Raw genomic sequence first — 17,298 nt, 5'->3', positions numbered from 1 at the left:
CTCCCCGCCACCGAAAGACACCGCAATGTGACCCGCGGGTAACCACCGCGAACCCTCCCGGCGCGCCACACGGCCACCGCCCTCACGACGCCAACCCGGCGCCGGTCAGGCGGCGCCGGGTCCGGTCCGCGCCGCCGACGACGACGACGCGACCGTGCCGACCAGCCCCACCGCGATCCACGACGCGATCATCGCGGACCCGCCGTAGGACACGAAGGGCAGCGGCAGCCCTGTGACGGGCGTGAGGCCCAGGTTCATCCCGATGTTCTCGAAGGCCTGCACGCCGAGCCAGACGGCGATGCCGAGTGAGACGAGCCGCCCGAACGTGTCGGCCCGACGGGCCACGACGGCGGCCCGCACGACGATGAAGGCGATGAGCAGCACGAGCCCGAGGGCCCCGACGAAGCCGAGCTCCTCCCCCGCCACGGAGAACACGAAGTCGGTCTCCTGAAAGGGGATGTAGCCGCCCTGGGTCTGCCGACCGGCGAAGAGCCCCTGACCCGAGAGGCCGCCGGAGCCGATGGCGAGGCGGACCTGTCGGGTCTGGTAGCCGATGCCTTGTGGGTCGAGCGACGGGTCGAGGAAGGCCTTGAGCCGGTTGCTCTGGTACGTCGAGAGCAACGACGTCGTGAAGGCCGCAACCGTCACACCCACCCCGGCGAGGACGACGGCGACCGTCCACGGCCACGGAGCCCCCGCCGCGGCGATGATGACCACCGCCATCGCGACGAGCACGAGGGCCGAGCCGAGGTCGGGCTGCGCGAGCACGAGCACCACCGGTATGCCGGCGACGACCCACGCGAGCGCGACGTCGCGGTTCCGCTGGCGCAGCCCACGGTCGGCCCGGTCGGCGAGCAGCATGGCGAGGCCGATCGCGAGCGCCACCTTCATCAGCTCGGACGGCTGCAGGGTGAAGCCTCCGGGCAGCCGGATCCACGACCGCGAGCCGTTGACCGTCGACCCGAGCGGCGAGATGACCGCGACGAGACCGACGACCGCGAGCACGTAGACGACGGGTGCGAGCGCGCGCACGACCCGGACGTCGAGGCGCGTCAGCCCGACCGCGCAGGCCATGCCGATGGCGACCGCCAGCAGCTGCTTGAGCGCCAGCCCGGCACCGTGCGTCTCACGGGTGGCTGACCACACGAGCACGACGCCGACGAGCGACAGCCCGGCGGCACCGATGAAGAGCCCGAGGTCGACCCGCAGCCACGACGTGCGAGAGCTTGGCCCCCACCGCCGCGCGGGCGTCAGGACGGCACGAACGCCGAGAGGATCTCGCGACACCGGTCCACGTCCAGGGCCATCTGCTCGACGAGCGCCTCGACGCCGTCGAAGCGCAGCGTCGGCCGCAGCCGGTCGACGAACTCGATGACGACGTGCTCGCCGTAGAGGTCGAGGTCGGTGCGGTCGAGGACGTAGGCCTCGACACGGCGCTGGTGACCGTCGAAGGTCGGGTTGGTGCCGACCGAGATCGCCGCCGGGAGGGAGCGGTCGGGTGCGTCGGGGGCGAGGTCGAGCCTCAGCAACCACCCGGCATACACCCCGTCGGCGGGCACGAGGCCCTCGTGGTCCTGCGAGAGGTTGGCCGTCGGGTAGCCGAGCTCGCGCCCGCGGTGGTCACCGTGAACGACCGTGCCCGAGACCCGGTGCGGCCGGCCGAGGATCTGCGCGGCGTGCGCGACGGTCCCCTCGAGCAGCTCGGCCCGCAGCTGGGTGGAGCTCCACCGCGTCGTCATGCTGCCCTCACCGATGTCGTCGAGGGCGACCACCTCGAAGCCGTGGGTCTCGCCGAGCTCGCGGAGGGTCTCGACGTCGCCGGAGTTGCGCACGCCGAAGCGGGTGTCCTTGCCGACGACGACGGCCACCGCGCCGAGCGCCTCGACGAAGGTGCCCTGCACGAACTCCTCCGGGGTCTGCTGGGCGAACTCCGGCGTGAAGTCGAGCACGAGCGTGGCCCCGAGACCCACGGACTCGAGCGCATCCAGCCGCTGGCCGAGCGACATCACGGCAGCCGGCGCCCGGTCGGGGTAGAGCACGGCGATCGGGTGCGGCTCGAACGTCACGGCCACGGGTGTCGCCCCGCGCTCGGCCGCCTCGCGCACGACACGGGTGAGGACCTCGCGGTGCCCGCGATGGACGCCGTCGAAGTTGCCGAGGGTGACGACGGTGGGGCCGAGATCGGCCGGGATGTCGTCGAGTCCGTGCCAGCGATCCACGGCGCCCACTGTAGTGGCCGCCTCACCGTCGTCGCGCACGGCGCTCAGGCGCCAGACCCGGCTGCGGCGAAGACGACCTTGGCGCGGGCCTGCTCCCCCGTCTCGTCGAGCACGGCGACGAGGCGTCCGGACGGGTCGATGGCCGCCACGGCCCCGACGCGATCGAAGCCGCTGCGGATGCGCTGACCGTGGCCGATCCGCACGGCCTCCTCGGTGCTCACCTCGTGCACGGGCAGCTGGGCGCGCGCCGCCTCCGCCACCGGCAGCAGGGGTATGCCGCCGCGTCCCTCGCGCTCGGACGCCGCCGCGAGCTCCTCGAGCGAGTGCGCCTGCGTGAGGTCGAAGCGCCCCACCCGGGTGCGCCGCAGGGCTGTGAGGTGGCCGCCGACCCCGAGGAGGTCGCCGAGGTCGCGCGCCAGGGCTCTCACGTAGGTGCCCGACGACACGTCGACCTCGACGTCTACGTCGACGACGTCGACCGGAGGACCGACCTCCGCCTGGGTCTGTGCAGGTCGGACGGCGTGCACGTCGAAGCGGCTCACCGTCACCGGACGGGCAGGCAGCACGACGTCGTCGCCGGCGCGCACCCGGGCGTAGCTGCGCACCCCGCCGACCTTGATCGCGCTGACCGAGCTCGGCACCTGCTCGATGTCGCCGGTGAGTCGTGCCACCGCTGCCGGGAGCTCCGCCTCGAGCGCACGAGCGTCGGGCACGCCGAGCAGCGCTGACGTCTCGCCCTCGGCGTCGTCGGTGATCGTCGACTGCCCGAGCCGGATCGTCGCCGCATACGACTTCTCGCAGCCCACGAGGAAGGTGAGCAGCTTGGTGCCGCGGTCGACGCCGAGCACGAGCACGCCGGTCGCCATCGGGTCGAGGGTGCCCGCATGGCCGACCCGCCGGGTGCCTGCGAGCCGGCGCATCCGGGCGACGACGTCGTGGCTCGTCCATCCGGCCGGCTTGTCGACGACGAGCAGACCGCCGAGCGCGTCCGTCATCGAGCCTGGGCGTCCTGGTCGACCGCGCCGGTGGGCGCTACCGCGCCGCCGGCGCCGTCCGCGCTGTCCGCGCCGTCCATGTCGCCGGCGTCGTCCGCCGGCTTCTTGTAGGGGTCGGCGTCACCGGCGTACGTGGCACCGGCGGCCGCACGAGCGAGCTCGGCATCGCGGGCGCGCGTCTGTGCGAGGACGTCCTCGAGGTGGGCCGAGTCGGCCGGCAAGGCGTCGGCGATGAACTCGAGCGACGGCGTGAGGCGGATGCCGATGCCCTTGCCCACGGCGGAGCGGATGCGGCCCTTGTTGGCCTCGAGGACCTCGGCGCTCGCCCGACGCTCCTCGTCGGAGCCGAAGACGGTGTAGAAGACGGTCGCGTGCTGCAGGTCGCCCGTCACGCGGCAGTCGGTGATCGTGACGAAGCCGAGGCGGTCGTCCTTGATCCGGAACTCGAGGTACTCAGCGACGATGACCTTGATCCGGTCGGCGACCTTGCGGGCGCGGGGGTGGTCAACCATGACTACCTCTCTCTGGTTGGTGGGGTGCCGGCACGGGGCCGACTGACCAACCCTAGTCAACCCCCCATCCGGGCGCCCAAACCCCGACCGCAGTCGGGTGTTCGTGGGTGTCTTGGACGGGTATGTGCCCCACGTACACGTGGGGTCCGTGTCCATGGTTCGTGCCATCCTGCCTTGGGAGAGACCCCTGATGACGCCTTCGCAGTCGGCCGAGGACGCCGACCTCGCGGGTGACTCCGGACGGCGGCTCGCAGGAGAGGACCTCACAGAGCTGCTGGCGATCGTCCGGCGCGTCGTCGGAGCCCGGGTCGGCAGTCTCCCGATCGCCGAGGACCTCGTCCAGGAGACGCTGACAAGGGTTCTGGCCGCCGCCCCGTCGGTCGACCCCGGCCTGCTCGAGCCCTATGCGATCGTCACGGCGAAGAACCTCGTCGCCTCGATGTGGCGCGACGACGATCGCAAGCGTCGCAACCAGCACCGGGCCGCCGACCTGCGCGCACCGGAGTCTCCTGAGGCACAGGCCCTGATCGACGAGGAACGGTCAGCCATGGCGTCGGCGCTCGGGCGACTGGACGAGCACGAGCGCGCCCTGCTCATCGAGCACGAGCTGCGTGGCACCGACACGCGCACGATCGCCGAGGAGGAGGGCACGACGCCCGGTGCCGTTGCCGCCCGGCTCAGCCGGTCCCGGGCGCGGTTGAGGGTCGAGTACGTCCTCGGGCTGGACTCCGGTGACCCGCCGACGGACCGGTGCCGACCCGTGCTCCTCGCGCTCAGCTCCGCCGACCGGCGCCGCCAGCGAGAGCTCGATGCCGCCACCCACCTCTTCAACTGCGACTTCTGCGGCCGGCTCAGCGAGCCGCTGCTCGCCAGGGGTCAGCGCCAGGACGGCGTGCTGCGCATCCCGATCGCGGCAGACCCCGACATCGTCAAGGCCCGCGGGTCCGTTCGCGAGCTGGCCGGACGGCTCGGCTTCTCGCGGACCGACCTCACCGTCCTCGCCACCGCCGTCTCCGAGCTCTGCCGCAACATCGTGCGCTTCGCCGGGTCCGGAGAGCTGCTCGTGGAGCTGCTCGAGGAGCCTCGCCCCGGGGTGCGGGTGACGGCGCGCGACCGGGGCCCGGGGATCGCTGACCTGGAGGCGGCCCTGCGCGACGGCGTCAGCACCTACGGCGGCCTGGGGCTCGGCCTGCCCGGGGTGCGAAGGCTCATGGACGAGTTCGCCATCACGAGCGAGCCGGGCGCCGGCACCACCGTGACCATCACCATCTGGGGAAAGGACCCAACGACATGACGCAGACGACATCGGGGCAGCACCTGCTCTCCGAGCTCGTGGCACACCTGCGCGAGCACCGCACGAAGCTGCGCGAGGAGTGGGCCGAACGGATCCAGCAGGCTCACCTGCTGACGGCCATGACACCGCAGGAGATGGCCGCCGAGACCACCTCGGTCTACGACAACTACGTCGAGGTGCTCGAGACCGGCAGTGTGGAGGCCCTGCAGCACTACGCCCGCGACCTGTCGGAGCGGATCATCCCGCGCGGCGTCGAGACCCATGAGGTGGTGGGCATCGTCCTGCTCCTGCGCGACGTGCTCGCCCGCTCGCTCTTCGAGAAGTACCAGCGCGACTTCGGCCTGCTCAACCAGGTGCTCGACGCCTACGAGCCGGCCGCCAACCGCATCGCCAACACCGTGGCCGTCAGCTTCGTCGACGAGCGGGAGCGGGTCATCCGGCAGCAGCAGGATGCCATCCGCGAGCTGTCGACACCGGTGCTCCCGGTGCGAGAGCGCCTGCTCATCCTGCCCATCATCGGGGTGCTCGACAGCGACCGTGCGAAGCAGCTCACCGAGCAGCTCCTCGCGGGCATCCGCAGGCACCGCGCACGGGTCGTCGTCATCGACATCACCGGCGCCCCTGACGTCGACGAAGCCGTCGCGAACCACCTCGTGCAGACCGTCGACGCGTCACGTCTCATGGGTGCGAGCGTCATCATCACGGGACTGTCACCGAAGATCGCCCAGACGCTCGTGACGATCGGCGTCGATCTGAGCAAGATGAACACCATCGGCGACCTGCAGGGTGGCCTCGAAGAGGCGGAGCGCCTGCTCGGCTACGCCGTCACCAAGAAGGAGGATGCGACGCTCTCGTGAACTCCGGTCCAGCGCTCGTGTCGATCCTGCGACAGGGAAGCACCCTGATCGCATCGATCCACACTGCCCTGGACGACTCCGAGCTCGTGCGCTTCCGCACCGACCTCGTCGGGCAGATCGGCGAGCACCGCTGCCGCGGGGTCATCATCGATGTGGCTGCGCTCGACGTCATCGACTCGTTCGCAGCGCTCACCCTGCGCACCATCGCGGAGATGGCGCGCCTGCGCGGGGCACGCACGGTGATCGTCGGCATCCAGCCTGAGGTGGCCTTCACCATGGTGCGGCTCGGGATGGGCACGGGCGGCATCCCGACCGCCCTCGACCTCGAGGAGGGGTTGGCGCTGCTCACCGGTGGGGCCGACGGCGACCGGCGCCGGTCATGAGCGCTGCTGACGAGGCCGCGAGCAGGGCCGCCTTCACCCAGGACCACCTCACCACGCTGCTGCGGTTCATCCCGCGCCGCGACGAGGCCGCGCGTGCAGCCGCATACGACCTGGGCCGACGGGCCTTCGGCGGCGGCATCAGCCTCATCGAGGTGTGCCGCACCCACGGGGACGCCGTGCTCGAGCTGATGCGCGAGAGCCCCGAGGCGGAGCAGCTCGACGTGGCGAGCGCGGGAGCCGACCTGCTGCTCGACCTCGTGGCGGCCTACGACATGACCCATCCGGGCCCGGACGCCGTGACCCCGTCCCCATGACGCGGGAATCCCCGGCCACTGCCCTCCACGAGATCCCCTCGCCCCCGTACGTCGTGCTCAGGGCGCCGCGGCGAAGCCCCAGCGCCACGCCACGGCCCGGCGTCATGAGCCTGCGCCACCGTCCTCTTCAGGGGTGATCGGTCGCCCACGAGGGAACCGATGCACCCGATGAAGAGGAGCTCAACCATGAACCTGTCCACCAAGGTGTGCACCGCCGCCGTGAGCGTGCTGGCCGTCGGAGCGCTCGGGCTCGCCCCCGCCGCCAGTGCCTCAGCCGCGCCGTCCGCAGCTCCCACCGCCGCGCCGGCAGCAGCCACGCCACGCGCAGCCATCGACCCCGCGACGATCAACCAGACCATCGCTGGCGTCGGAACCTTTGCCGGCACCTTCACGCCCACCGGCTTCAGCAACCAGGGGGGCCAGCTGGCGGTCACCGGTGTCGTCACCGGCACCCTGACGACGCTCGCCGGTGCCGTCATCCCTGTCACCCAGACCGTCACGACGACGGTCGCCGGCGCCACCAGCACGAACGGCTGCAAGATCCTCGACCTCGTGCTGGGACCGCTGCACCTCGACGTGCTCGGCCTCGTGGTCGACCTCAACCAGGTCAACCTCGACATCACGGCAGTTCCGGGCGCGGGCAACCTGCTCGGCAACCTCCTGTGCGCCGTCGCCGGTCTTCTCGACGGCAGCGGGATCAACGGCCTGGCGAACCTGCTCAACCGCCTGCTCGGCCTCTGACCAGTTCCTGACCGGTCTCTGACCGACTCTGGGCAACCAGTCACACAGGCGACGCCACGGCGCCGGCCCCCGAGGGGACCGGCGCCGTGGCGTCTGTGACGTGCGTGGTGCCGAAGGCGTCAGGCCCGCGGCTTCTCGCGCATCTCGTAGGTGGCGATGAGGTCACCGAGCTGCAGGTCGTTGAACGACCCGAGGTTGATGCCGCACTCGAAGCCCTCGCGAACCTCCGTGACATCGTCCTTGAACCGGCGCAGACCGGCGATCTCGACGTTCTCCGACACGACGACACCGTTGCGGGTGATCCTCGACCGGGAGCCACGCTTGATCTCGCCGCTGCGCACGATCGAGCCCGCGATGTTGCCGAACTTGCTCGAGCGGAAGATCTCGCGGATCTCCGCCGTGCCGAGCTCGACCTCTTCGTACTCCGGCTTGAGCATGCCCTTGAGGGCCGCCTCGATCTCGTCGATGGCCTGGTAGATCACCGAGTAGTAGCGGATCTCGACGCCCTCGCGCTCGGCGTAGTCGGCGTTCTGGCCCTCGGCGCGAACGTTGTAGCCGATGATGATCGCGTTGCTGGCCATCGCGAGGTTGATGTTGTTCATCGTGATGGCACCGACACCGCGGTCGATGATGCGCAGGTCGACCTCGTCGCCGACGTCGATCTTGAGCAGGGCGTCCTCGAGCGCCTCGACCGAGCCCGACACGTCACCCTTGAGGATGAGGTTGAGGGTCTCGACCTTGCCCGCAGCGAGAGCCTCGTTGAGGTCCTCGAGCGAGATGCGCTTGCGGGCCTTGGCGAGCACGGCCTGGCGGTCGGCAGACTCGCGCCGCTCGGCGATCTGGCGGGCCGTGCGGTCGTCCGGCGCCACGACGAACGTGTCACCGGCGCGCGGCACCGAGCTGAGACCGAGCACCTGGACCGGACGCGAGGGACCGGCCTCGGCGACGTTGTTGCCGTGCTCGTCGAGCATGGCGCGGACGCGGCCGTGTGCCGAGCCGGCGACGATCGAGTCGCCGACGTGGAGCGTGCCGGTCTGCACGAGCACCGTCGCGGTCGCACCGCGGCCACGGTCGAGGTTGGCCTCGATCGCGACACCGCGAGCCTCCTTCTCCGGGTTGGCCCGGAGGTCGAGAGCCGCATCCGCCGTGAGCAGGACCGCCTCGAGGAGGCTGTCGATGTTCTGACCCTGGCGGGCCGAGACGTCGACGAACATCGTGTCGCCGCCGTACTCCTCCGCGACGAGGTTGTACTCGGTCAGCTGCTGGCGCACCTTGGACGGGTTGGCACCCTCGACGTCGATCTTGTTGACGGCCACCACGATCGGCACGTCGGCCGCCTGCATGTGGTTGAGCGCCTCGATCGTCTGGGGCATGACACCGTCGTCGGCGGCCACGACGAGGATCGCGATGTCGGTCACCTTGGCACCACGGGCACGCATGGCCGTGAAGGCCTCGTGACCCGGGGTGTCGATGAAGGTGATCGCGCGCTCGACGCCCTCGTGCTCACGGTGGACCTGGTAGGCACCGATGTGCTGGGTGATGCCACCGGCCTCGCCGGCCACGACGTCCTCGTTGCGGATCGCGTCGAGCAGGCGGGTCTTTCCGTGGTCGACGTGACCCACGACCGTGACGACGGGGGGACGGGCCTCGAGGTCCTCGTCGTCCTCGCCCTCGATGCCGGTCTCCAGGTCGATGTTGAAGGAGTCGAAGAGCTCCTTCTCCTCCTCCTCCGGGGAGACGACCTGGATGTCGTAGCCGAGCTCGGCACCGAGCACCTTGAAGGTGTCCTCGTCGAGCGACTGCGTCGCCGTCGCCATCTCACCGAGGTGGAAGAGGACGGTGACGAGCGATGCCGGGTTGGCGTTGATCTTGTCGGCGAAGTCGGTCAGCGACGAGCCACGGCGCACGCGCACGACGGTCGAGCCGTCACCGCGCGGGACGGTGACGCCACCGATCGACGGCGCCTGCATCTGCTCGAACTCCTGGCGCTTCGCGCGCTTGGACTTGCGTCCGCGGACCGGACGACCGCCACCGCGGCCGAAGGCACCGGCGGTCGAGCCACGACCGCCGCCACCGCGGGGACCGCCGCCGAAGCCACCGGGGCGACCACCACCGGGGGCACCGCCACCGGGACCGCCGCCGAAGCCGCCACGCCCACCGGCGCCGCCACCCGGGCCACCACGGCCCGGACCGGCCGGGCGCTGACCCGGACGACCGACGGTGCTGCGCTCGGGCATCATGCCCGGGCTCGGACGCACGCCACCGGGACGCGGGGCACCACCGGCGGGGGCGCCACCGGGACGCGGAGCGCCACCCGGACGGGGAGCGCCACCAGGACGCGGAGCGCCACCGGGAGCGCCGCCACCGGGACGCTGCTGCGGCCGGGGCATGCCCTGGCTCGAGCTGAAGGGGTTGTTGCCCGGACGAGGCGCACCGCCGTCGCCACCGGTGCGGGGCGCACGGGACTGACCCATGCCCTGGCTCGGCGCGAACGGGTTGTTGCCCGGACGGGGCTGGCCGGGACGAGGTGCCGGCCGCGGGGATGCCGGCACGCCGGAGCCCTGCTGCCCGCCGTCACGGCTGGACTGGACGCGCGAGGGCGCCGAGGGAGTGGCCGAGGCCGCAGGAGCGGCCGGGGCCTTGGGGGCCGGGGCGGACGGCGTCGCCGCTGCCGGGGCCGAGGGGACCGACGGCGTCGACGGAGCGGCCGGAGCCGGAGCCGACGCGCCGGGGGTGCCCGGACGTGCAGCCGGGGCTGCGGGCGCCGAGGCGGCCGGAGCCGATGCGGCGGGTGCAGCCGGAGCCGACGGAGCGGCCGGGGCCGCGGGGGAAGCCGGTCGGGCCGGACCCGCGGGGGCCGGGGCCGACGGCGAGGCGGCGCGCGCAGCGGGTGCTGCAGGCGACGCGGCCGGCGAGGGTGCCGGCGCAGACGAGCGAGGCGCCGAGGGCGCCGGAACGGCCTTGGGGGCCGCAGATGATGCCGTGCCGCCGGAGCGCAGTTCCGCGGGGAACGTCTCCTTGATCTTGCGCACGACGGGGGGCTCGATGGTCGACGATGCCGACCGGACGAACTCTCCCTGGCTCTTCAAGTGTGCGAGCAGGGTCTTGCTCTCGACTCCGAGCTCCTTGGCGAGCTCGTAGACCCGGACCTTAGCCACATTTCTCCTGTTCCTGGTCCGGCCTGAACAGGAAGTGGCCGAACCGTGGGTTATTGCTGGGGCTTGCTCATCGCTGAGTACTCATCGGGTGCTCATAGCGTTTCAACCCGCCTTGTTGGTTCGTTGACTGATCTCTGACTGATGGCGACCGGCCGTGGGGCCGACACCGTTCTCCTGCGCGTGCTGGATGTCGAGGTACTGGGCGACCGCGCTGACATCGACCGCAGCCTGCAGTCGCAGGGCACGCCCGAACGCCTTGCGGCGCACTGCCATCTCGAAGCAACCCGGCACCGGGTGCAACCACGCACCACGTCCCGGCATCCGGTGTCGCGGGTCCGGGCGGAGCACCACCGGGGAGGAATCCCCGGCATCTCTGTCCGTCGCCGCGACCACTCGCAACAGTGCCGACCAGCTATCCGTTCCGCGACATCCCACACAGGTGCGAGATGGCTCGGCACGGAGTCCAGTCCGGTCGGCCACACATCAGTCTACCGCGTGTGGCGTGCCACGCGCTCCACGGGCCCTGCCGATCCCCCGCTGGTCTCCCGCAGGTCTCCTGCGGACGACCCTCAGGACGCCATCGCAGACGTATGCCGTCCGGCACAGGACGCGGACGGCATACCCCTCGGGAGGCGACGCCTCAGCTCCGGGGCGCGGCGGCCTCGGTGTCGGGACGGATGTCGATGCGCCAGCCCGTGAGCTTGGCCGCGAGGCGGGCGTTCTGGCCCTCCTTGCCGATGGCGAGGCTCAGCTGGTAGTCGGGGACGATGACGCGGGCTGCGCGGGCACCGGCGTCGACGATCTCGACGGACTGCACGCGGGCCGGCGAGAGCGCGGCGGCGACGAAGACGGCAGGGTCGTCGGAGTAGTCGACGATGTCGATCTTCTCGCCGCGCAGCTCCGTCATGACGGCCCGCACCCGGGCTCCCATCGGGCCGATGCAGGCGCCCTTGGCGTTGACCCCCGGCACCTTGCTGTGGACCGCGATCTTCGTGCGGTGGCCGGCCTCACGGGCGAGGGCCGCGATCTCGACCGTGCCGTCGGCGATCTCGGGCACCTCGAACTTGAAGAGGGTGCGCACGAGGTTGGGGTGGGTGCGCGAGAGGCTGACCTGCGGACCCTTGGGACCGCGCTTCACGCTGACGACGAAGCAGCGCAGGCGTTCGCCGTGGACGTAACGCTCCCCCGGCACCTGCTCCGAGATCGGCAGGATGCCCTCGACGGTGCCGAAGTCGACGAGAACGTTCCGGGGATCCTGGCTCTGCTGGATGATGCCCGAGATGACCTCACCCTCCCGGCCCCGGAAGTCGCCGAGGATGGCCTCGTCCTCGAGGTCGCGCAGGCGCTGGACGATGACCTGACGAGCCGTCGAGGCGGCGATGCGGCCGAAGCCCTCGGGCGTGTCGTCGAACTCCGGGCCGGGCTCGCCCCGCTCGGGGCGCTCACCCTCCACGGCCGGGAGCAGCTCGCCCTCCTCACGGGCCCACACGATGACGTGCCCCGTCTTGCGGTCGAGCTCGACGCGAGCGTCGCGGTAGCTGCCCTCGGTGCGGTGGTAGGCCACGAGCAGCGCCTGCTCGATGGCCGGGATGAGAATGTCGAGACTGATGTCCCGCTCCCGCTCGAGCGCGCGCAGGGCGGCAAGGTCGATGTCCATCAGATGTCCCCTTCCGTCGCGGGCTCGTCGGAGCCCGCCTCGTCAACGTCTGGTGCGCCGTCATCGGCACCCGTCCTGCGGAACTCGACCTGCACGACCGCGTGCTCGACCGCGTCGAGCTCGAGCGTCACCGTGCGGGCCGGCTCCTTCTTCGTGGCAGGCACGTCGAGCGTGAGCGCGTCGGCGCCCACCTCGACGAGGCGGCCGGTGTCTCTGCTGCCCGCATGGGCGACCTCCACGAGGCGGCCCACCTGGCGGCGCAGCTGGTCACGCGAGGTCAGCCGGCGGCCGACACCGGGCGACGACACCTCGAGCACGTAGGGCGCATCGCCCATGACGTCGCTCTCGTCGAGCGCGTCGCTCACCGCCCGGGTCGCCTCGGCGACGTCGTCGAGCGAGAGGGAGGACACGGCGCTCGCCGTGTCGGTGTCGTCGAGCCCGCTGATGTCGGTGTCGACGAGGACACGGACGAGGCGGCGCTTGCCGGCAGGGGTGACGGAGAGATCCTCGACGACGAGCCCCAGCGCCACCAGCACCGGCTCGAGCGTCGCCCTGAGGTCCTGGGCCGTGCTCATGCGTCGACGCCTCCTGCTCTTCTCGAATGTCCGGGCTCTGCTCCACCGCCCGTCGGGCAGGGCGCGAGAGACCGCGTGGGCCAACTCTATCGGTCGCACGGGGCCCTGGCCGCCCACGACCGCGCCACCCCAGGGTGGTCGGGGTGGACAGGGTGGACGGGGTGCCGCGCGTGACAGGATGCACCGCATGAGCGGCGACACCCCGAGGCCCGGGTCCCGGGAGGGAGTGCAGCCCGGTCTCCCGGGGCGCCGGCTGCTCGTGCTCGGCGGAACCGCCGCGATGCTCACCTCCGTCGCCGGCTGCGGGCTGCGCCTCGACCTGCCCCAACCACCGCCACCGGTGCCCACGCGCAAGCCGGCACCCGACGAGCGCTTCATCCTCGCCGTGATCAAGGACCTCCGGTCTCTCGTGCGGGCCGCGGGCACGCTCGAGCCACGCGGCGCGGCCCGCGGCGTCGTGCGCGAGACCCTCGCCGCGCAGCGCCGCCAGATCACCGTGCTCACGGGCCGGCTCACCAACGCCGGCGTGCCGACGGCCGAGATCACCGCCGCCACCGCCCCGACCCCGGTCACCCCGCCGACGTCGTCGGGCGCCGCCGGGTCCACGGGCACCCCGAGCGCGACGGCGGGTTCGCCCAGCGCTCAGACAGGTTCGCCCACCGACGTGGCCGCGGTCCGCTCCGTCGCCGACCTCGCGTCGGTCCTCGCCACCATCACTCCCGACCGGTGGGCGGCTCTCGCGGCCACGACTCCAGGCACCCGCGACCTCGTGCTCGCCGCTTGGTCGTCGCGGCTGGCCTCCGCCGTGCTCCTCGGAGCCACGGTCGACCCCACGACGATCCCCAGCGGCGCCCGCCCCCGGATCATCGACCAGACCTCGCCCCTCGTCTACGGCTTCGAGGTGGTCGCCGCCCAGTCGACCGGCGCGCGGCGAACCCGCGCCCTCGCGACGCTCGACGCCCTGCGGCGCCTCGACCTCGCCGTGGCCGGTTCGACGACCTCGACCCCGGGCGGCTGGGCGCTGCCCTTCCCCGTCACGACGCCGGCGGAGGCGCAGCGGCTCGCGACCCACCTGCTGAGCACGGCCGTCGACGCGACCGTCGACGTCGCCGGAGCCACCCCCGACGGCCCGGCGCTGGACGACACCGCCCGGTGGAGCGGGCGCGTCCAGGCGCTCGCCACCGACTGGGGTATGCCGGTCGCTGCCTTTCCGGGGACGTCCCCGTGAGCTCGTGGCCCGGTCAGGCGGCAGGCGGGGCGGCTGGCCATGGCGGAGGCCGCGGTGCGGCGCGCTACGACCTCGTGCCGGCGCTCTTCGCCCACCACGTCGCGGGCTACGCGCCCGAGGGCTGGATTTCGGGCCAGGACTGGCTCGACGACCTACCGGGACTGCTCGGCAGCCTCCTTGACGAGTGGGAGCTCGAGCCGATCGGGCAGCCGCTGCACGGCGTGTGCGCGGTCGTCGTCCCGGTTCGCCTCCTCGGCGCCGGGCGGGAGACCGTCGGGGTCAGCGGCGAGGGCGTGCTCAAGGTGAGCTGGCCACACCGTGAGGCGGCCGCCGAGCCGCTCGCCCTCCAGACGTGGAACGGCCACGGCGCCGTACGGCTCGTGCGCGCCGACCCGGCGCGCTTCGCGATGCTGCTCGAGCGCCTGCACACCCGTGACCTCGCCCGCGTCGACATCGACGAGGCGTGCGGCGTCATCGGTGACCTGCTGACGACGCTCCGGCGGCCCGCGCATCCCCGCATCCCCCGCCTCACGGCATACGCCGAACGTCAGGCCGTGGAGCTGCGGGCGGCTCCCCCGGTGCTGCCGCGGCGCTACCTCGACCAGGCGGCTGCGCTCGCCGGCGAGCTCGTGACGCGGGCACCGTCGGAGGACCGGCTGCTGCACACCGACCTGCACTACACCAACGTCCTCGGGGCCTACCGCTCCCCGTGGCTCGCCATCGACCCGAAGCCGATGGGTGGTGACGTCGCCTTCGAGGTCGCTCCGGCCCTGTGGAACCGCGCCGACGAGCTCGGCACCGGCTCTGAGGTGCGGTGGTCGCTGCGGCGCCGGCTCGAGATCATCTGCGAGCGGGCAGGCATCGACGAGGGACGCGCCCGCGCGTGGACGATCGTGCGCGAGGCGGACAACGCGGTCGACGCCGCGAGCGGTGCTGGCACGGGCGGAGCAAGCCGGGCGGCCCACGACCGGGTCAGCCTCGCGGTCACCATCATCAAGGCGATGAACGACTGAGAAGGCTCCACGCAGCCTCCTATCAAATCGTTTCGACTCAGGGGCCCGGAAGACGTAACCTAGGGCAGCCCCAACCTTCGATATCGAAAGTCACTCGCTCATGCCTCGCCTCGCCGTGCCCTCCCTCCGCACCTTGCGATCGGCCCCGCCGACCCCGGGCCGAGAGATCGCGCGCATCGCCGTCCCGGTGAGCATGGAGTTCGTGCTCATGCTCGTGCTCAACTTCGTCAACCAGATCGTCGTCGGCGGTCTGGGCGCGACGGCCATTGCGGCCGTGGGCTTCTCGAACAGCCTGACCTTCATCCTCGCGGTGACCCTGGGCTGCCTCGGCACCTCCGTCAGCATCCTCGTCGCGCGCGCCCACGGCGCGGGCCGGCGCGGCGACCTCGACCACACCGTGACGGCAGCCGTCCTCACGGCGCTCGTGCTCGGTGTCGTCGTGTCGTTCGTGCCGTGGTTCTTCGCCGACCGGGTCATGGGTCTCGTCGGCGCCTCCGACGCGGTGGCGGCGGCCGGCACCGACTACTTCCGCCTCACGGTCCTCGCCACGCTGCCGGTCATGCTGAGCGCGATCATGTCGGGGGTGCTGCGCTCGGTGGGGCAGCCGGCCCGGCCGATGGTCGCGACGATGATCACCGTCGTGGCCAACTCGATCCTGGCCCTCTCGCTCGTCACCGGCCTCGGCCCCTTCCCTGCACTCGGTGTGGCGGGAGCCGGCTGGGCGACGCTCATCACGGCAGTGGCGAAGACCCTGATCCTGCTGTGGATGGCGTACGGCCGCAAGGTGATCGGCTGGAGCCTGCCCGACAGCCTGCGCCAGTGGCACGCCGTCGTCGTGCCGCTCTTCGTCCTCGCACTGCCGCTCGGTGTGACGGAGCTCTTCTGGACGGTCGGCACGTTCCTCTACAACGTCGTCTTCCAGCAGCTCGGCGACGAGGCGCTCGCGGCGGCGCAGATCGTCACGACCCTCGAGGGCATCTTCATCGTCGGCAGCATCGGCCTCATGGCCGCGACGACGACCCTCGTCGGACGCTCGGTCGGCAGCGGCGACGTCGACGCGGCGATGGCGTGGGTGCGGCGCGTGACGCGGGCCGGCGTCGGCACGGCGGCCGTCTTCGGCGTGCTCTTCGCGACGTCGGTGCTCTTCCTCGACACGCTGTTCGCAGAGGCCGGCCGCGACGTACGCGTCATGGCCGGCGTGGGCATCCTCATCAACGCCGCCTTCCAGGTGATCAAGGTGCGCAACATGATCATCGGCGCGGGCGTGCTGCCGAGCGGCAACGACGTGCGCGGCGTCATCTTGGGCGACGCCGTCGGCGCCTTCCTCGTGGGGCTCCCGCTCGCCATCGTGCTCGGTCTGCACACGCCGCTCGGCTATGCGGGCATCTTCATCGCACGCATCGTCGACGAGGCGGCCAAGCTCGCCATCTTCACGTGGCGCGCCCGGCGGATCCGCTGGCACGCGCTCGTCGACAGCACGGCGCCGCTGCCGGCCTGACCCGGTTCAGCCGGTGACGACGAGCTCCTGGCGCATGCCGCCCGCGTAGTGGTTCGTCAGGTTGCAGACGAGCTCGTAGTGCCCGGGCGCGAGGGTGAGGGTCACCCAGCCGACGGCTCCCGAGTCGATGCCCTCTCCCGCGCCCGCGGCGCACGAGCTCGACGCCTCGCCGAGGCTCCCCGACTCGTCGACCTTGCCGTCCGGGCCGGGCACCCGCTCCCCGGCGCCGGCGCCCGCGGCGAGCGGGAGCACGACGAGCTCATGGGTGCGCCACCCGCGGTTGTCGACGACGAAGCTCACCTGGCCTGACGACACGGTCGCCGGCTCGGCCGTGAGTGACATCCGGGCTCCCATGGGCGCAGTGCCGCCCATCGTGTGCGACATCCCCATGTCGGCGAGGGTGACGGTGACGCGTTGGCCGGGCAGGTCGGTGGGGGCGGCGCACGTCAGGGGCGCGAACATCGCTCTCCCCGCGCCGTTGCCGTTGCCGGTGCCGCCCATCATCCCTCCCACTGCGGTGGAGCCGCCGTTCATCGGACCCGGCCCCATGACGGTGGTCGTGGTGCACCCGGTGAGGAGCGCGCCCGTCGCTGCGACGGCGCCCGCGAGGCGCGCCACCCGGGCGGCGGTTCCGTGCTGTTCCACGTCCTCGACGTTACACCCCATGGGGTATGCCGCCCGCCCACTGTGAGGCACGGGTCACCGCCTGCGGCTGGGACGGCATACGCCATGGGTCGAGGCCCGGAGGCGGGAGTCGTGGACAAATCGTGAGCGACGGTGTCGGATCAGGGGCGAGGCGCTCGTCGAGTGAGTGAGGGGCAGCCCACGAGGGGACGCCCGGGACGCAGGAGATG

At 72.0% G+C, this 17,298-nt stretch carries 17 protein-coding genes; 8 read left to right on the top strand and 9 right to left on the bottom strand.

Annotated elements, in window-relative coordinates; translation table 11 throughout:
- Window positions 1-105: 105 nt before the first annotated feature.
- The 4 genes from rodA to rbfA are packed head-to-tail and all read right to left on the bottom strand — an operon-like array spanning window position 106 to window position 3,726.
- Window positions 106-1,287, bottom strand: a complete 1,182-nt coding sequence (gene rodA / locus FBY41_RS13505; protein ID WP_141844735.1) for a rod shape-determining protein RodA — start codon at window positions 1,285-1,287, stop codon at window positions 106-108.
- Window positions 1,251-2,219, bottom strand: a complete 969-nt coding sequence (locus FBY41_RS13500; protein WP_141844734.1) for a bifunctional riboflavin kinase/FAD synthetase — start codon at window positions 2,217-2,219, stop codon at window positions 1,251-1,253. The genes rodA and FBY41_RS13500 overlap by 37 nt, the downstream gene beginning before the upstream one ends.
- 44 nt (window positions 2,220-2,263) lie before the next feature.
- Window positions 2,264-3,214 (bottom strand): tRNA pseudouridine(55) synthase TruB, encoded by a 951-nt coding sequence (truB, locus tag FBY41_RS13495; protein WP_141844733.1) that lies wholly within the window; start codon window positions 3,212-3,214, stop codon window positions 2,264-2,266.
- On the bottom strand, window positions 3,211-3,726 hold the full coding sequence (rbfA, locus tag FBY41_RS13490) for a 30S ribosome-binding factor RbfA (RefSeq protein ID WP_141844732.1): 516 nt from the start codon (window positions 3,724-3,726) through the stop codon (window positions 3,211-3,213). The genes truB and rbfA overlap by 4 nt, the downstream gene beginning before the upstream one ends.
- A 190-nt stretch (window positions 3,727-3,916) precedes the next feature.
- On the opposite strand from rbfA, the gene FBY41_RS13485 reads away from it, so the two are divergent.
- From FBY41_RS13485 to FBY41_RS13465, 5 genes are all read left to right on the top strand, one after another.
- The gene (locus FBY41_RS13485; protein ID WP_141844731.1) at window positions 3,917-5,020 is read left to right on the top strand and encodes a sigma-70 family RNA polymerase sigma factor; all 1,104 of its coding nucleotides are present in this window, start codon (window positions 3,917-3,919) and stop codon (window positions 5,018-5,020) included.
- Window positions 5,017-5,877: an STAS domain-containing protein gene (locus FBY41_RS13480; RefSeq protein ID WP_141844730.1), complete on the top strand. Its 861-nt coding sequence runs from the start codon at window positions 5,017-5,019 to the stop codon at window positions 5,875-5,877. Before FBY41_RS13485 ends, FBY41_RS13480 begins: the two co-directional genes overlap by 4 nt.
- Window positions 5,874-6,260 carry an STAS domain-containing protein gene (locus FBY41_RS13475; protein ID WP_141844729.1) on the top strand — a complete coding sequence of 129 codons (387 nt, stop codon included), beginning with the start codon at window positions 5,874-5,876 and terminating at the stop codon, window positions 6,258-6,260. Before FBY41_RS13480 ends, FBY41_RS13475 begins: the two co-directional genes overlap by 4 nt.
- Window positions 6,257-6,574 (top strand): phosphatase RsbU N-terminal domain-containing protein, encoded by a 318-nt coding sequence (locus tag FBY41_RS13470; RefSeq protein WP_141844728.1) that lies wholly within the window; start codon window positions 6,257-6,259, stop codon window positions 6,572-6,574. The genes FBY41_RS13475 and FBY41_RS13470 overlap by 4 nt, the downstream gene beginning before the upstream one ends.
- A 186-nt stretch (window positions 6,575-6,760) precedes the next feature.
- Window positions 6,761-7,315, top strand: coding sequence for an ABC transporter substrate-binding protein (locus FBY41_RS13465; RefSeq protein WP_185749047.1), 555 nt, complete (start codon window positions 6,761-6,763; stop codon window positions 7,313-7,315).
- A gap of 119 nt (window positions 7,316-7,434) precedes the next feature.
- Here FBY41_RS13465 and infB read toward each other — a convergent pair whose 3' ends face one another.
- The 4 genes from infB to FBY41_RS13445 form a co-directional block, all read right to left on the bottom strand.
- Window positions 7,435-10,473 carry a translation initiation factor IF-2 gene (infB, locus tag FBY41_RS13460; protein WP_141844727.1) on the bottom strand — a complete coding sequence of 1,013 codons (3,039 nt, stop codon included), beginning with the start codon at window positions 10,471-10,473 and terminating at the stop codon, window positions 7,435-7,437.
- Between the two features lie 102 nt (window positions 10,474-10,575).
- Window positions 10,576-10,866 carry a YlxR family protein gene (locus FBY41_RS13455; RefSeq protein WP_375869871.1) on the bottom strand — a complete coding sequence of 97 codons (291 nt, stop codon included), beginning with the start codon at window positions 10,864-10,866 and terminating at the stop codon, window positions 10,576-10,578.
- A gap of 247 nt (window positions 10,867-11,113) precedes the next feature.
- Window positions 11,114-12,130, bottom strand: coding sequence for a transcription termination factor NusA (gene nusA / locus FBY41_RS13450; RefSeq protein ID WP_141844725.1), 1,017 nt, complete (start codon window positions 12,128-12,130; stop codon window positions 11,114-11,116).
- Window positions 12,130-12,705, bottom strand: coding sequence for a ribosome maturation factor RimP (locus FBY41_RS13445; RefSeq protein ID WP_141844724.1), 576 nt, complete (start codon window positions 12,703-12,705; stop codon window positions 12,130-12,132). Before FBY41_RS13445 ends, nusA begins: the two co-directional genes overlap by 1 nt.
- Window positions 12,706-12,892: 187 nt before the next feature.
- On the opposite strand from FBY41_RS13445, the gene FBY41_RS13440 reads away from it, so the two are divergent.
- The 3 genes from FBY41_RS13440 to FBY41_RS13430 all read left to right on the top strand — a co-directional run bounded on the left by FBY41_RS13440 (window position 12,893) and on the right by FBY41_RS13430 (window position 16,444).
- On the top strand, window positions 12,893-13,933 hold the full coding sequence (locus tag FBY41_RS13440) for a DUF4439 domain-containing protein (protein WP_185749046.1): 1,041 nt from the start codon (window positions 12,893-12,895) through the stop codon (window positions 13,931-13,933).
- On the top strand, window positions 13,930-14,946 hold the full coding sequence (locus FBY41_RS13435; protein ID WP_141844722.1) for an aminoglycoside phosphotransferase family protein: 1,017 nt from the start codon (window positions 13,930-13,932) through the stop codon (window positions 14,944-14,946). The genes FBY41_RS13440 and FBY41_RS13435 overlap by 4 nt, the downstream gene beginning before the upstream one ends.
- Before the next feature lie 115 nt (window positions 14,947-15,061).
- On the top strand, window positions 15,062-16,444 hold the full coding sequence (locus tag FBY41_RS13430; RefSeq protein ID WP_141845132.1) for an MATE family efflux transporter: 1,383 nt from the start codon (window positions 15,062-15,064) through the stop codon (window positions 16,442-16,444).
- A 6-nt stretch (window positions 16,445-16,450) separates the two neighbouring features.
- Here FBY41_RS13430 and FBY41_RS13425 read toward each other — a convergent pair whose 3' ends face one another.
- Window positions 16,451-17,089: a hypothetical protein gene (locus FBY41_RS13425; protein WP_221629275.1), complete on the bottom strand. Its 639-nt coding sequence runs from the start codon at window positions 17,087-17,089 to the stop codon at window positions 16,451-16,453.
- Window positions 17,090-17,298 lie beyond the last annotated feature (209 nt).

Origin of the sequence: Humibacillus xanthopallidus (assembly GCF_006716675.1) — a bacterium.
Lineage (GTDB): Bacteria > Actinomycetota > Actinomycetes > Actinomycetales > Dermatophilaceae > Humibacillus > Humibacillus xanthopallidus_B.
The sequence above is the reverse complement of the archived record's forward strand: the minus strand, read 5'-3'. Positions and strand labels throughout refer to the sequence as shown.